The organism is Burkholderia sola (assembly GCF_905400185.1).
Classification (GTDB): Bacteria; Pseudomonadota; Gammaproteobacteria; order Burkholderiales; family Burkholderiaceae; genus Burkholderia; species Burkholderia sola.
Map to the genome: position 1 here is coordinate 1,957,825 of NZ_FR989675.1, position 13,968 is coordinate 1,971,792.

Below are 13,968 nucleotides of genomic sequence, written 5' to 3' on the forward strand. Positions count from 1 at the left end.
GAGCGCGATGACGTCATGCTGATTTCCCTCGTACTCGGCGGCTTCGTCGGTGCCGTGCTCGGCCTGACCGGCGCCGGCGGCGGCATTCTCGCGGTGCCGGCCCTCGTCGTCGGGATGAGCTGGCCGATGCAGCAAGCGACGCCCGTTGCGCTCGTCGCGGTAGCCGGCAGCGCCGCGCTCGGCGCGCTCGAAGGCTTCCGCCGCGGGCTCGTGCGCTATCGCGCGGCGCTGCTGATGGCCGTGGCCGGCGTGCCGCTGACCACGCTCGGCGTGCGACTCGCGCACGTACTGCCGCAGCGCCTGCTGCTCACGTTGTTCGCGCTGACGATGCTGGTCGTCGCCAGCCGCCTGCTACGACAGGCGCTGCGGCGGCAGGCGACCGACGCGGACGCGTCGCCGCTGTGCGTCGGCCGCGTGAATCCCGATACGGGCCGGCTCGTGTGGTCGTGGCCCGTGGGCATCGCGCTGGCGTCGACCGGCGCGGTCACGGGCTTGATGACGGGATTGCTCGGTGTCGGCGGCGGCTTCGTGATCGTGCCGATGCTGCGCAAGTTCACGAACGTGTCGATGCATGGGGTGGTCGCGACGTCGCTGATGGTGATCGCGCTGGTCGGTACCGGCGGCGTGTTCGCGACGCTCGTGTCGGGCACGCGCGCGCCGCTCGACGTGACGCTGTGGTTCAGCGTCGCGACCGCGCTCGGCATGGCCTCCGGCCGCGGCGCGTCGCGCCACCTCGCCGCGCGGCACGTGCAGGCCGGGTTCGCGGCCGTGCTCGTCTGCGTCGCGCTGGGATTGCTGGCGAAGGCGGCGCTCGGCGCATAAACGCCGGCGATGGGCCGGCGATCGTTACGCGCCGCCAAACAAAACGCCCGGGCCGACTCGTCGTCGGCACCGGGCGTTTTTCTTGAAGGCCACAACCGCCGTATCAGGCCGCAAACCCCGCCATCCGCTTGCGTTCCTGACGCAGCATCACGAAGTTCGCGATCACGACGCCGGCCGTCACCGCGATGATGAACAGCGTCGCGAGCGCGTTCATCTCCGGGTTCAGCCCGAGGCGCACGCGCGAGAACACGACGAGCGGCAGCGTCGTCGAGCCGGGGCCCGACAGGAACGCCGACAGCACGAGGTCGTCGATCGACAGCGTGAACGACAGCAGCCAGCCCGCGATCAGCGCCTGCGAGATCAGCGGCAGCGTAATCGTGAAGAACACCTTCAGCGGCGTCGCGCCGAGATCGAGCGCGGCTTCTTCCAGCGACGGATTCAGCTCGCGCACGCGCGACTGCACGATGATCGCGACGTACGAGATGCACAGCATCACGTGGCCGAGCCAGATCGTGAACACGCCGCGCTCGGCCGGCCAGCCGATCCACTTCGCGAGCTCGATGAACAGCAGCAGCAGCGAGATCCCCTGGATCACCTCGGGGATCACGAGCGGCGCGTTGATCATCCCGCTGAACAGCGCGAAGCCGCGAAAGCGGCCCATCCGCGCGAGCACGAAGCCGGCCCACGTGCCGATGAACACCGACGCGAACGCGGTCAGCACGCCGATCTTCAGCGACAGCCACGCGGCCGTCAGCAACTCGTCGTCCTCGACGAGCGCCTCATACCAGCGGAACGAGAAACCCGACCACACGGTGACGAGCTTCGACTCGTTGAACGAATAGACGATCAGGCTGATGATCGGGATGTACAGGAACGCGAAGCCGACGAACAACGCCGCGAACTGCAGGTAGCGATTCGGCTTCATCGACGGCCTCCCTGTTCCTTCGCCTGGAAGTGCTGGAACATCGCCATCGGCACGAGCAGCAGCAGCACCATCGCGCAGGTCACGGCAGACGCCATCGGCCAGTCCGCGTTGTTGAAGAACTCGTTCCACATCACGCGGCCGATCATCAGCGTATTCGCGCCGCCGAGCAGCTCCGGAATCACGTACTCGCCGACCGCCGGGATGAACACCAGCAGGCAGCCCGCGATGATCCCGTTCTTCGACAGCGGCAGCGTGATCTGCACGAACGCCTTCCACGGCTTCGCGCCGAGGTCGTACGCGGCTTCGAGCAGGCGCAGGTCCATCTTCACGAGGTGCGCGTAGAGCGGCATCACGAGGAACGGCAGGTACGAATACACCATCCCGATGTACACCGCATAGTTCGTGCGGTACAGCTCGATCGGCGTATGCGTGAGCCCGATCCACATCAGGAAGTTGTTCAGGAGCCCGTTGTTCTTCAGGATCCCGATCCAGGCATACACGCGGATCAGGAACGACGTCCAGAACGGCAGCATCACGCCCATCATCAGCAGGTTGCGGGTGGCCGGGTTCGAGCGCGCGATGTAATACGCCATCGGATAGCCGAGCAGCAAACACAGCAGCGTCGTGATCGCGGCGACCCACACCGAGTTCACGTAGGTCGCGAAATACAGGCTGTCCGTGAACAGGAACGCGTAGTGCGACAGGTTCAGCGCGACGTGCACGACGCCGTCGGCGTACGACGCGAGCTCCGTATACGGCGGGATGCCGAGCTGCAGCTCCGCGAAGCTGATCTTCACGACCAGCACGAACGGCACGAGGAAGAACAGCACGAGCCACGTGAACGGCCCGGCCACGACCGCCGTGGCGCCCGTCAGGTTGAAGCGCCGCACCGGCCACTCGAGCAGGGACTTGAACGCGTTCATGACGTCAGCACCACGCCGGCGGTCGCGCTCCAGCGCACGTAGATCTCGTCGGCGAGCACCGGCGTGTCGAGTTCGGAAATCGCGAGGCTCGACACGTTCGCGATCACCGTCTTGCCCCCGTCGAGCTTCACGTGATACAGCGAATAACCGCCCATGTACGCGACGTTGCTGATCCGGCCGCGCGCCCAGTTGAACGCGCCTTCGGGCGGCTTGCGCGTGAGCGCGATCCGCTCGGGGCGCACCGACACCGTGACCGGCATCCCGAGCGGGCCCGAGATCCCGTGGCTCACGTACAGCCGGCTCGGCAGTTCCGGCGATTCGATGTACACGTGATCGGGTTCGTCCTCGACCGTCACGCCGTCGAACAGGTTCGTCGAGCCGATGAATTCGGCCGAGAAGCGGCTGTTCGGGTATTCGTACACTTCGTTCGGCGAGCCGATCTGCACGATCTGCCCTTCGCTCATCACCGCGAGGCGGTTCGCCATCGTCATCGCCTCTTCCTGATCGTGCGTGACCATGATGCAGGTGACGCCGACCTTGTTCAGGATGTTGACGAGCTCGATCTGCGTACGCTGGCGGATCTGCTTGTCGAGCGCGGACATCGGCTCGTCGAGCAGCAGCAGCTTCGGGCGCTTGACCAGCGAACGCGCAAGCGCAACGCGCTGCTGCTGGCCGCCGGAAAGTTGATGCGGCTTGCGCTTCGCATACTTGCCCATCTGCACGAGTTCGAGCGCGGACGCGACGCGCGCCTTCAGCTCGGCCTTCGGCGTGCCTTCCTGCTTCAGCCCGAACGCGACGTTCGACTCGACCGACATGTGCGGGAACAGCGCATACGACTGGAACATCATGTTCACGGGCCGCTTGTACGGCGGCATCTGCGCGAGGTCCTCGCCGTCGATCAGGATCTTGCCCGACGTGACCGTCTCGAGGCCCGCGAGCATCCGCAGCAACGTCGACTTGCCGCAGCCCGAGCTGCCGAGCAGCGCGAACAGCTCGCCCTGGCGCACGGTCAGGTTGACGCTGCGCACGGCTTCGGTGTCGCCGAATTTCTTGACGACGTCGACGATCTGGACAAAGTTCTCGGCGCGCGCATCGGCGCCGGAGGAGGAAACGGAGAACGGCGCGCCCGCGACCGGCGCGCCCGACTGGCTATTCATGATGTGCTGCTTCTCTCCTGCGTTAGACGAACAAAGCCCCCGGGGGCACCAGGGGCTTCATGACTGCGGGTTCACTTCGGCTCGCGTCAGCGGCCCGACTTCAGCTCGGTCCACAGACGCGTCTGCAGACGCTGGATTTCAGGCGGCAGCGGCTTGAGCAGGAACAGCGTCTTCACGACGTCGGCCGGCGGATACACGGCCGGGTCGTTCGCGACGTCGGGCCGCACGTACTTGCGTGCCTCGGCGTTCGCGCTCGGGTAGTACACCGCGTTCGTGATCGCCGCATGCACCTTCGGATCCTCGATGTAGTTGATCCACTGCAGCGCGGCTTCCTTGTTCTTCGCATCCTTCGGGATCGCCATCACGTCGAACCACACCGGCGCGCCGCCCTTCGGAATGTAGTACTCGACCTTGTACGGCTTCTTCGCCTCGATCGCACGATGCTTCGCGATCACGACGTCGCCCGACCAGCCGAACGCGAAGCAGATGTCGCCGCCGACCAGGTCGTTGATGTAGCCCGACGAGTTGAATTGCGTGATGTACGGACGGATCTTCTTCAGCACGTCCATCGCGGCCTTGTAGTCGGCCGGGTTCGTGCTCATCGGATCCTTGCCGATGTAGTGCAGCGTCGCCGCGAACATCTGGTCGGGTGCGTCGAGCACCGACACGCCGCAGGTCTTCAGCTTCGCGAGGTTTTCCGGCTTGAACAGGATGTCCCAGTTGTCGAGCGGTACCTTGCCGAGCGCCTGCTGCGCCTTCGTCAGGTTGTATGCGAGGCCGGTCGTGCCATATGCCCAGGGCACCGAATACTTGTTGCCCGGGTCCGCGCCGGCGACGAGCGCCATCAGTTGCGGATCGAGGTACTTGAGGTTCGGCAGCTTCGACTTGTCGAGCGGCGCGAAGATGCCGGCGGCGATCTGCTTGCCCGCGTAGTTGCTGGTGGGCACGACGATGTCGTAGCCCGAGCTGCCGGTCAGCAGCTTCGCCTGCAGCGTGTCGTCGCTGTCGTAGTTGTCGTAGCGAACCTTGACGCCCGCCTGCTTCTCGAAGTTCGGGATCGTGTCCTTCGCAATGTAGTCCGACCAGTTATAGACATTGAGCTGCGTATCCTTCGCCGCTGCCGCCGACGCCCCCACGCACAGCGCGAGCGCTGCGAACCGGCCCACTACCTTTGCTTTCATCCCGTTCTCCCTTCGGCCGGACGCGTTGCCCGGCTGCCGTCTGCCTCGTCATGGCGGCGCATTCTGGCGCGCCGCCCCTCGAAAACCCCGAAAACTACCATCATTCGCGCCCCGTCACAAAAAAATCATGCCGGTGTCGCGCAAACGGAACAGATTCCCGCCGCCGGTCGGTCGAACCGCCCGTGCGGCGGGGCGTTCCGGGGGAATTCTATCGGGTAATCGGCGGCTGTCCACCGGGAAAAACGGGCAGCGGCGAAGCGGCGTTCGGATGGCGGGCGCGTGCGCCCGGCGCCGGCGGCCGGCCGGGCCGTCGCGATGCATTAAAATGGCGGCTGACGATTCAACTGCGCGAACCCTCCCGATGGCCTCCAATCTTCACGACCTCCCCGACAGCCCCTGCATCGGCGTGTGCTCGACGCTCTTCGACGAAGTCTGCAAGGGCTGCGGCCGCACGGCCGCCGAAGTGTCGAACTGGGTGTTCCTGAGCGACGACGAAAAGCGCGCGGTGTGGGAGCGCATCACGCGCGAAGGCACCGCGATGCGTTTCCAGTACGACAAGCTGTAAATCCACTGCACAAAAAAAGAGCGGCATGCCGACCGCCATGCCGCCAACCCCAACTCTGTTCCTTTCGCGCGAGCGCGTCGTGTCTAGAACTTCATCCCGACGCCGATGCCGACGATCAGCGGATCGATGTGCAGCGTGCCGATGCCCTTGTCGCCGAGCGTCGCATCGGTGCTCATCCAGATCTTCTTCACGTCGACGTTCATGAACACCTTCTTCGTCAACTGCACGTCCACGCCGAACTGCAGTGCCGGACCGAAGCTGCTCTTGTTGATCGACACGCCCTCGCCGCCGACGTTGAGCCCGTTGTTGTAGAAGTACGTGTAGTTCAACCCGGCGCCGACGTACGGACGCACCTTGCCCGCATGGTTGAAGTGATACTGCAGCAGCAGCGTCGGCGGCAGCACGCCCACGCCGCCGAGATTGCCGAGGCTCGACGTCATTTGATGCCGCGACGTGCCGAGGATCAGCTCGACGCCGAGGTAGTCGCGGATCATGTACGTGAAGTCGAGCTCGGGCACGATCGCGTTGTTCACGCCGGTGTTGATCGCGCCGAGCGTGTCGCTCGCGCGCTCGTTCGGCTGGATGCTGATCGCGCGCAGCCGGACCAGTACGTCACCCTGATTGATGCCGTCGCCCGGCGACGCCGCGTGCGACAGCGACGGCATCGCGACGAGGCTGGCCGCGACGGCGGCTGCGGTGACACATGTTCGAATCGTTTTATGCATGGTACGGACCCCCAAAGAATGGTTTCCATTCTCCCGGTAGGGTCTTTTCGTCATCTTGATATTGGTCAAGCCAGCGTAAACGTGGGACGGTTTGCCGCAGGCTCGGTCGCACTGCCCGTCAGCAGCAGGTCGAGCAGATCGCGCACGCTGCGGATCGCGCGGCCGAACGGCAATGCTTCGCGGCCGCGGAAGAACAGCCCGTTCGAGACGTCGCCGCGCAGCGCGGCCGCAAGCCGCGTGTCGATGCAGAAGTGGCCGAATTTCTCGATGCCGTCGCGCAGCCCGCATACGCTCAGGCATTCCAGCGCGGTCGGGCAGCGCTGCTTGAACGCGCCGAGCTTGTTGCGAATGCGCGTCTCGTTGCGCAGGTAACGATCGAGCCACGGCGTCTTCACCGCGCGTGCCGGCAGCCCCGTCACGCTGACGAATTCGACGATATCGTCGGGCAGCGCATCGGCCAGCACACGCTTGAAGTTCGGGTGCGCGTCGCCTTCTTCCGTCACCGCGAACGGCGTGCCCACCTGCACACCGTTCGCGCCGGCCGCGAGCGCCGCGCGCACCGTGTCGTGACTGTTGATCCCGCCGGCCACGATCAGCGGGATCGTATCGCGCGCGAGGCCGAGCGACGCCATCACCTGCGCGGTCTCGTCGAGCACGCGCGCGAAATCGAAGCGCGCATCGTGCATGTCGTCGATCTGCGTGACGCCGAGGTGGCCGCCCGCGTGCGCCGGATGCTCGATCACGATCGCATCGGGCAGCCGCCCCTTCTTCATCCACTTCTTCAGCACCAGCGCGATCCCGCGGCTGTCCGACAGGATCGGAATCAGCGCGATGTCGTGCCCTTGCGTGAGATCGGGCAGATCGAGCGGCAGGCCCGCGCCCATCACGATCGCGTCCGCGCCCTCGTCGCACGCGACCCGCACGTAGTCCGCATGCGCGCTCACCGCCTTCATCACGTTGACCGCGATCATCCCGCGCCCTTCGCTGTACGTCTTCGCGAGACGGATCTCGCGCGCAAGCGCGTCGAGGTTCGCCGCCTCGAGCGTCGCGCGATCGGGGTGCGCGCGGCAACGCGCGAGCAGGTCCGCATGATGGTGGCGCAGGTCGATGCTCGCGATCGTGCCGACCGCGCCTTCGCGCGCGACGCTGCCCGCCAGCCGGTGCGCGGAGATGCCGACGCCCATGCCGCCCTGCACGACGGGCAGCAAGGTGCGACCGCGGATCGTCAGCGGCGGAAAGGAAGTGCGTACGGTCATCTGAAACCTCGTCGGAACATCGAAATCGCGATGATCGACGATCCACCGCCGCGCACCTTGACGGCCGTCAATAAAAAACGGCACGCGAGCGTGCCGTTGCGCGGTCATGCGGGATGAAACGCTCAGGCCGGCTTCGCCGGCCTCAGCTGCATCGACTTGTATTCGAGGTATTCCTCGAGCCCGTACACGCCGTTCTCGCGGCCATGCCCCGACTGCTTGAAGCCGCCGAACGGCGCGGCGGCGTTCCACGTGCCGCCGTTGATGTCGACCTGCCCCGTGCGGATGCGGCGTGCGACGCGCATCGCGCGTTCGTCGCTGCCGGCCCACACCGCGCCGCCGAGCCCGTACGGCGAATCGTTCGCGATCCGCACGGCCTCGTCTTCGTCGCGATACGTGATGATCGACAGCACCGGCCCGAAGATCTCTTCCTGCGCGATCGTCGCTTTCGGATCGACGCGGCCAAACACGGTCGGTTTCACGAAGAAGCCCTTCGCGAGCCCTTCCGGCAAACCGGTGCCGCCCGTCACGAGTTCCGCGCCTTCGTCGATGCCTCGCTGGATGTACGCCTGCACGCGCTGCTGCTGCGCGGCCGACGCCAGCGCGCCGAGGCGCGTCGTCTCCTGCCGAGGGTCGCCCGCGACGTACGTTTCGGCCGCGGCCTTCGCGATCTCGCGCGCTTCGTCGTAGCGGGCTTCCGGCACCAGCATCCGCGTATGCGCGGAGCAGGTCTGGCCCGCGTTCAGGTAGCACGCGTTGACCGTGCCCTTCACCGCCGTCGCGAAATCGGCATCGTCGAGGATCACCGACGCCGACTTGCCGCCCAGCTCCAGCGCGACGCGCTTGACGCCCGCGGCCGCCAGCTCGGCCACGCGCTTGCCCGCGCGCGTCGAGCCGGTGAACGACACCATGTCGACGTCCGGATCGGTGACCAGCACCTCGCCGACGACCGGGCCATACCCGCACACGAGGTTGAACACGCCGGCCGGCAGCCCGGCTTCGTGGATCGCTTCGGCGAGCATGAACGCGTTGAGCGGCGCGACTTCAGACGGCTTCAGCACCACCGTGCAGCCGGCCGCGAGCGCCGGCGCGACCTTCAGCGTGATCTGGTTGAGCGGATAGTTCCACGGCGTGATCGCCGCGACGACGCCGACCGGCTCGCGCACCACCAGCGAATTGCCGACCCGCGCCTCGAATTCGAACGATTCGGCGAGCTTCGCGTACGCCTTCCAGTTGTAGACCGGGCCGCCGACCTGGATTGCGCGCGACAGCTTGATCGGCATGCCGACTTCGCCGGTGATCGACTGCGCGAGTTCCTCGCTGCGTGCCTGCAGATGCTCGACGATCTTGCGCAAGTAGCCCGCGCGCGTCGCGGCCGGCGTGGCCGCCCACGCGTCGAAGGCCGCGCGCGCCGCGCGGATCGCGTCCTGCGCGTCGGACGCGACGCCCTCGGGAATCCGGCCGATCACGGCTTCGGTGCCCGAATCGATCACGTCGATCGTGCCGGCGCCGGCCGGTTTGCGCCACGCGCCGTCGATGTAGAACTGGTCGTAGATTTTCATCGTGTTCCGCCTCCAGGGAAGCCGCCATTCTAGCGAGCGTTTCGGTGGCTGGTGTGACGAATGACAGCCATTCGAAAGGACCGGCGCGCCCTAGCGCCGGTGCTCCGCCGCGCGCCGCGCACGGCAGGCGCCGCACGCTTCGGGCCGCCGTCACGTCGGCATCCGCCCGGGTGCGCGGCCGGGCCCGCATCGTGCTATGTTTTTAATATCGGCATCGGCCCGTTGCGGCCGGCGCCGCCCGGAATCGACGCACTTCGTGAGCGCTGCCATGTCCGACGCATCCCATACCCTCGGCTCGCAAGACCGCCTGGAGCTGCTTTGCTGGCTCACCTGCGGCAACCTCGGCGCGTTTTACCTGAACGAATCCTGGCCGGACGCCGCGTTCCAGGTCCAGGCCGCGCACCGCTGGCTCGACCGCCATCACCGCCAGGCCGACTGGCTCTCGGTCGCCCGGCTCGCGGCGCTCGCGCAGGACATCGCGAAGCGGCATGCGGGCTTCGTCGACGCGTCGTGGGCGCGCGACGCGGTCGAGGAAATCGTCGATACCGACGATCTCGACTATCGGGCCAAACTCGTGCAGTGGGTGTACGAGGACTGCTGCAAGGCGCTCGCCGACAAGCGGCTGGCCGATTGAGCGGCGCCGGCGCCGCCCGGTGCGCGAGTCGCGGTGTCGCCGGGCGCGACGCCCTTTCGCCGTGACGACCGTCACGGCCGGAACGATTGTCGGGGTACGGTGCATGCGCGCTGCCCCGGCGCCCGCACGCGCGAAGCGTCATACAATCGTCGCCGCCGGCCATTCGGCCGCCGCGGCCCGACCTCGATCTCGACCATGAAAGACACTCGCGTGGCGCTCGCCCATCGACTTCTGCTGATCGCCGGCGCATCGGCCGCACTGACGGCCGGCGCCACCGGTGCTGCGCCCGCAGCCACGGCGGCCGCGGCCTGTGCATCGCCTGCGTTCGACCGTTACCCGGCACCGGCCGCCGCCGCCCGCGCGCCGCGCAAACCGGCTGCCGCGCCTCGGCTCACCAGCCACGAAGCGCGCCTCTATCGCACCGTTATTCGTGACGCGTTCGCGCAACCGGCCAACTTTGCCGGTCACTACCGCGTCGCGATCTGGGGTTGCGGAACGGATTGCCGAAATTTCGCGATCGTCGACAAGGACACGGGCGCGACGTACACGATGCCCGGCGTGACGGCCGTCTCGGGCGTGATGGGCAACGACGACGAGCGCGTCGACTTCCGTGCCGGCAGCAGGCTGCTGATCGTCGCCGGCTGCTTCAACGACGATTGCGGCGACGGCAATGCGAAAGCGGCCCGATTCTTCTACGAATGGACCGGCACCCGGCTGCGTCCGGTCGGCACGTGCCCGCTGGCCATCGAGCCAGTTCAGTGAGCGGCCCGGGCAACCGATGATATCCATTCATTTCAGTTTCGACGACGGCCCCGGGCCCTCGACGCCCGCGCTGCTCGACGTGCTGCGCGATGCGTCGTGCACGGCGACCTTCTTCGTGCTCGGCAAGCATCTGGCGGGCGCGCTCGGCGTCGCAACGAGCATCGCGCGCGAAGGCCACCGGCTCGGCAATCACACCTATTCGCACGCGAAGCCGGGCGCGCTCGCGGACGCCGCACTGATCGACGAAATCGACATGACCGATGCGCTGATTCGCGATGTGTATCGCCGCGCCGGCGTTGCCGCGCCGCACGCGATCCCGCTGCGGCTGCCGTACGGGTTGATGCCGCACGACGATCGCGCCGCCGTGCTCGCGCGCCTGCAACGCGAACACACGGGCTGGACCGCGATACTGGACGACTGGCAACGGCCGGCGCCCTCGTCGCAAGCGCTGTTCGACGCGATGTGCGCGCATGTCGACGCGTGCACGGCGCAGCATCGCGACGTGCTGTTCTGCCTGCACGACGGGTCGCGGCACGGCGACGCGCGGCCCAACACGGTCGAAGCCGTGCGCCTGTTCCTGAACCGGCAGCGCGCCGACGCGACGCCCCGCTAACCCGCGGGCACCGCCCCGTCCAGCAACTGGCGCCAGCCGCCGAGGAACCCGATGCCGGGCCCCGGCATCCATAGGCCGCGCTGCGCGGCTTCGAGATGGATCAGCGACTGGTCCGCGCAGAACAGCGTCGTCAGCGTGTCGTGGTTGTCGCGCAGCCAATCGGGCGCCGCATCCGGCCGCGTCGCCATATAAGTGTGCAAGCAGGCCGTCCATCGCCCGCGGTCGAATACGAAGCCGTCGTCCCGACCCGCATCGCGCGACAGCGCGAACGACGCGAAGGCCGCCTCGAGCCATTGCGCGCCCTGCCCCACATCGTCGAAATCGAGCACGCCGTTCACCGCGTTGCCCACATACAGCAGGTTGCCCGCGTGATAGTCGCCGTGCAGCCACTGCACGGGCCCCGTGAGCCACGACGCCGCCGCGTCGAGATGCGCGCCGATCCGCCGGATCACCGTGTCGTAGTCGTCGTGCAAGTCGGCCGGCAGCGACGGCATCGCGCGCGCCGCCACGCGTGCATGACGTGCGGACAGCCATGCGAGCGGCGCCGCTTCGCTCGCGGGGATCGCGGCCAGCGCCGTATGCAGATGCGCGAGCATGCGCATCGCATCGATCGCTCCCGCGTGCCGGTCGTCCGGCAGGCCGGGACGGCCGTCGATATGCTCGAACAGATGCAACCAGCTTCCGTCGGGCGTCTGCACGCCGGTTTGCGCGTCGACGGTCGGCCGCAGCCGCGGCAGCGCGGGCAGCGTCGAGGCCATGCGCGCCTCGCCGAGACGCGCGAGTATCGACGCCTCGCGCCGCATCTGCGCGACCGGCTTGCCGGCCCACGACACGCGCAACACCGTCCGCCCCGCATCGCACTCGACGAGATAGGTTTTGTTAGTATGGCCCGACGCCAGCGCGTGCAGGCGCGCCGGGCCGATGTCCCAGTACCGGTGTAGCCACCACTCCAGCGTTTTCACGTCACTCCTACTCGTTGCATCGACCATGTCAGAGCGTCCTTCGGCCCGCATGCGGGACATCAACATCGAATGGCTGACGCGCGCCGGCGAATTCGGCCATCTGTTCCAGACCCGCTGGCTCGGCGAACGCTTCTTCCATCTACCCGGCGACATGCTCGCGCTCCAGGAACTGATCTGGCGCGAGCGCCCCGACTGCATCGTCCAGACCGGCATCGCGGCAGGCGGCGGCGTGGTGTTCACCGCGTCGATGCTGGAACTGGCGGGCACCGAGGGCCGCGTCGTCGCGATCGAACCGAGCCTGCGCGACGAGGTTCGCCAGCGCCTGCAATCTCACCGGCTCGCCCATCGCATGATGCTGATCGAAGGCGAATCGTGCGCGGCCGACACGCTCGCCTCGGTGCGGGCGCAGATCCACGACGGCGCGCGCGTGATGGCGATCCTCGATCTCACGCATACGCACGCGCACGTGCTGCGCGAACTCGAATGCTATGCGCCGTTCGTGACGCCCGGCAGCTACGCAATCGTGATGGACACCATCATGGAGTACCTGCCCGAGTCGATGTTCGACGGCAAGCCGTACGGCCGCGGCAACAACCCGGCCACCGCCACACGCGAATTTCTCGCCCGCGACGACCGGTTCGAAATCGATCACGACATCGAGGACCGCGTGCTCATGACGCTGTCGCCAGGCGGCTTCCTGAAGCGAGTGCGCTGACCAGGCGGGCCGCTTGCGCGGAGCCGTCGCACGCGGCATAGCTGTCGCGGATCCGCGCCGCGTGCTCGCGCAACGATCCCGCACGCAACAGGCGTTCGAGCGCGCCGGTAATGGCCGCGATACCGGCCTGCCGCAGATCGAGCACGCAACCCGCGCCGGCCCGCTCGACGAAGTGCGCCGAATGGAACTGGTCGTTGCAGAACGGCGACAGCAGCATCGGCACGCCGCACGCGAGCGACTCCATCACCGAATTCGCGCCGCCGTGGCTGACGAACGCATGCGTGCGCCGCAGCAGCGCCAGTTGCGGTGCGTAACGCACCGCGATCACGCGTTCGTCGCCGGCCGGCAGCAGATCCGAATCGACCAGTTCGCCGACCGACAGCACCAGTTGCGCGGCGCTCGCGCGCGTCGCGTCGATGACCTTCGCGAACACCTCCGGGTGGTAGTAAAGCTGGCTGCCGAGCGACATGTAGACGAGCGGACGATCCGCGTCCAGGCGCTCCCATGGAAATGCCGTCTCGTCGCCGCGCGGGCCCGACGGCATCGCGGGGCCGACCAGATCGACACCGCGCGGCGGCGCGCCGACCAGCGCGTCGGTCGTGAACGCGAGCGTCAGGTGCGGCGACAGCACGTCGCAACCGCGAAAGCGTGCGTCGAGGCCGTAGCGCGCGAACAGGCGCGTGCGTTCCGGTGCGAGCCATCGCACCGTGCGCAGCAGTTCCGAATCGAGATCGTCGGGCAGCACCGGATTCAGCGAATTCGACATCGATACCCACGGCAGCCCTTCCAACTGGGCCGCAATCGCCGCCGCATACAGCAGCGGGTCGATCACGACCACGTCGGGCTGCCATTCGCGCAGCACCGCGCGGATGCCGTCCACCTGCGCGGGCGCCAGATCGATCAGCAGCGTGCGGATCCAGTGCCGCAGCCAGTCGGCGTCGCGAATGTTCGCGGCGAAGCTCGCGCCGCGCGACAGGTCGTGGCGCTCGGGCGTCTCGCGCGGCCCGACGAACGCGAAGTCGCCAGCGCCGTCGAGCTGTGCGCTGATGTCGGCCGGCGCATAGAACGCGACGTCGCAGCCGGCCGCGCGCAAATGCTGGGCCGGGCCGATGCACGGATTGACGTGGCCCTTCTCGGGCACCACGCAGAACAGGATGCGTTTCATGAGC

General features: G+C 67.4%; 15 protein-coding genes. 6 read left to right on the forward strand and 9 right to left on the reverse strand.

Going from position 1 to position 13,968, the window contains the following annotated elements:
* Positions 1 to 15 precede the first annotated feature (15 nt).
* Positions 16 to 822 carry a sulfite exporter TauE/SafE family protein gene (locus KR541_RS08945; RefSeq protein WP_089488467.1) on the forward strand — a complete coding sequence of 269 codons (807 nt, stop codon included), beginning with the start codon at positions 16 to 18 and terminating at the stop codon, positions 820 to 822.
* 103 nt (positions 823 to 925) lie between these two features.
* Here the strand turns inward: KR541_RS08945 and KR541_RS08950 are convergent, their stop codons facing one another.
* The 4 genes from KR541_RS08950 to KR541_RS08965 form a co-directional block, all read right to left on the reverse strand.
* A complete protein-coding gene (locus KR541_RS08950) occupies positions 926 to 1,747 on the reverse strand; it encodes an ABC transporter permease subunit (RefSeq protein ID WP_089435094.1) in 822 nt (273 codons plus the stop codon).
* Complete coding sequence (locus tag KR541_RS08955) at positions 1,744 to 2,670, reverse strand: ABC transporter permease subunit (protein ID WP_050015507.1); 927 nt, start codon at positions 2,668 to 2,670, stop codon at positions 1,744 to 1,746. The genes KR541_RS08950 and KR541_RS08955 overlap by 4 nt, the downstream gene beginning before the upstream one ends.
* On the reverse strand, positions 2,667 to 3,827 hold the full coding sequence (locus tag KR541_RS08960; RefSeq protein WP_050015509.1) for an ABC transporter ATP-binding protein: 1,161 nt from the start codon (positions 3,825 to 3,827) through the stop codon (positions 2,667 to 2,669). The genes KR541_RS08955 and KR541_RS08960 overlap by 4 nt, the downstream gene beginning before the upstream one ends.
* Before the next feature lie 86 nt (positions 3,828 to 3,913).
* Positions 3,914 to 5,008 carry a polyamine ABC transporter substrate-binding protein gene (locus KR541_RS08965; protein ID WP_050015511.1) on the reverse strand — a complete coding sequence of 365 codons (1,095 nt, stop codon included), beginning with the start codon at positions 5,006 to 5,008 and terminating at the stop codon, positions 3,914 to 3,916.
* 361 nt (positions 5,009 to 5,369) lie between these two features.
* Here KR541_RS08965 and KR541_RS08970 point away from each other — a divergent pair, with 361 nt between their 5' ends.
* Positions 5,370 to 5,573 (forward strand): DUF1289 domain-containing protein, encoded by a 204-nt coding sequence (locus KR541_RS08970; RefSeq protein ID WP_006493160.1) that lies wholly within the window; start codon positions 5,370 to 5,372, stop codon positions 5,571 to 5,573.
* 83 nt (positions 5,574 to 5,656) lie between these two features.
* On the opposite strand, the gene KR541_RS08975 is transcribed toward KR541_RS08970, so the two are convergent.
* The 3 genes from KR541_RS08975 to KR541_RS08985 form a co-directional block, all read right to left on the reverse strand.
* A complete protein-coding gene (locus KR541_RS08975) occupies positions 5,657 to 6,298 on the reverse strand; it encodes an OmpW/AlkL family protein (protein WP_050015514.1) in 642 nt (213 codons plus the stop codon).
* A 65-nt stretch (positions 6,299 to 6,363) separates the two neighbouring features.
* Entirely contained in the window at positions 6,364 to 7,554 is a 1,191-nt protein-coding gene (locus KR541_RS08980) for an NAD(P)H-dependent flavin oxidoreductase (RefSeq protein WP_050015568.1), read from the reverse strand.
* 122 nt (positions 7,555 to 7,676) lie between these two features.
* On the reverse strand, positions 7,677 to 9,113 hold the full coding sequence (locus tag KR541_RS08985; RefSeq protein WP_050015516.1) for an aldehyde dehydrogenase family protein: 1,437 nt from the start codon (positions 9,111 to 9,113) through the stop codon (positions 7,677 to 7,679).
* Positions 9,114 to 9,381: 268 nt separating this feature from the next.
* Between KR541_RS08985 and KR541_RS08990 the strand changes: the two genes are divergently transcribed.
* The 3 genes from KR541_RS08990 to KR541_RS09000 all read left to right on the forward strand — a co-directional run bounded on the left by KR541_RS08990 (position 9,382) and on the right by KR541_RS09000 (position 11,122).
* Complete coding sequence (locus KR541_RS08990) at positions 9,382 to 9,747, forward strand: hypothetical protein (RefSeq protein WP_006488152.1); 366 nt, start codon at positions 9,382 to 9,384, stop codon at positions 9,745 to 9,747.
* Between the two features lie 210 nt (positions 9,748 to 9,957).
* Positions 9,958 to 10,509 (forward strand): hypothetical protein, encoded by a 552-nt coding sequence (locus KR541_RS08995; protein ID WP_050015518.1) that lies wholly within the window; start codon positions 9,958 to 9,960, stop codon positions 10,507 to 10,509.
* 16 nt (positions 10,510 to 10,525) lie between these two features.
* Entirely contained in the window at positions 10,526 to 11,122 is a 597-nt protein-coding gene (locus KR541_RS09000) for a polysaccharide deacetylase family protein (protein ID WP_050015520.1), read from the forward strand.
* Here KR541_RS09000 and KR541_RS09005 read toward each other — a convergent pair.
* Entirely contained in the window at positions 11,119 to 12,084 is a 966-nt protein-coding gene (locus KR541_RS09005) for a phosphotransferase (protein WP_050015522.1), read from the reverse strand. The genes KR541_RS09000 and KR541_RS09005 overlap by 4 nt on opposite strands.
* 25 nt (positions 12,085 to 12,109) lie before the next feature.
* Here KR541_RS09005 and KR541_RS09010 point away from each other — a divergent pair, with 25 nt between their 5' ends.
* Positions 12,110 to 12,799: a cephalosporin hydroxylase family protein gene (locus KR541_RS09010; RefSeq protein WP_050015524.1), complete on the forward strand. Its 690-nt coding sequence runs from the start codon at positions 12,110 to 12,112 to the stop codon at positions 12,797 to 12,799.
* On the opposite strand, the gene KR541_RS09015 is transcribed toward KR541_RS09010, so the two are convergent.
* Complete coding sequence (locus KR541_RS09015; RefSeq protein WP_050015526.1) at positions 12,756 to 13,964, reverse strand: glycosyltransferase; 1,209 nt, start codon at positions 13,962 to 13,964, stop codon at positions 12,756 to 12,758. The genes KR541_RS09010 and KR541_RS09015 overlap by 44 nt on opposite strands.
* Positions 13,965 to 13,968: the final 4 nt, after the last annotated feature.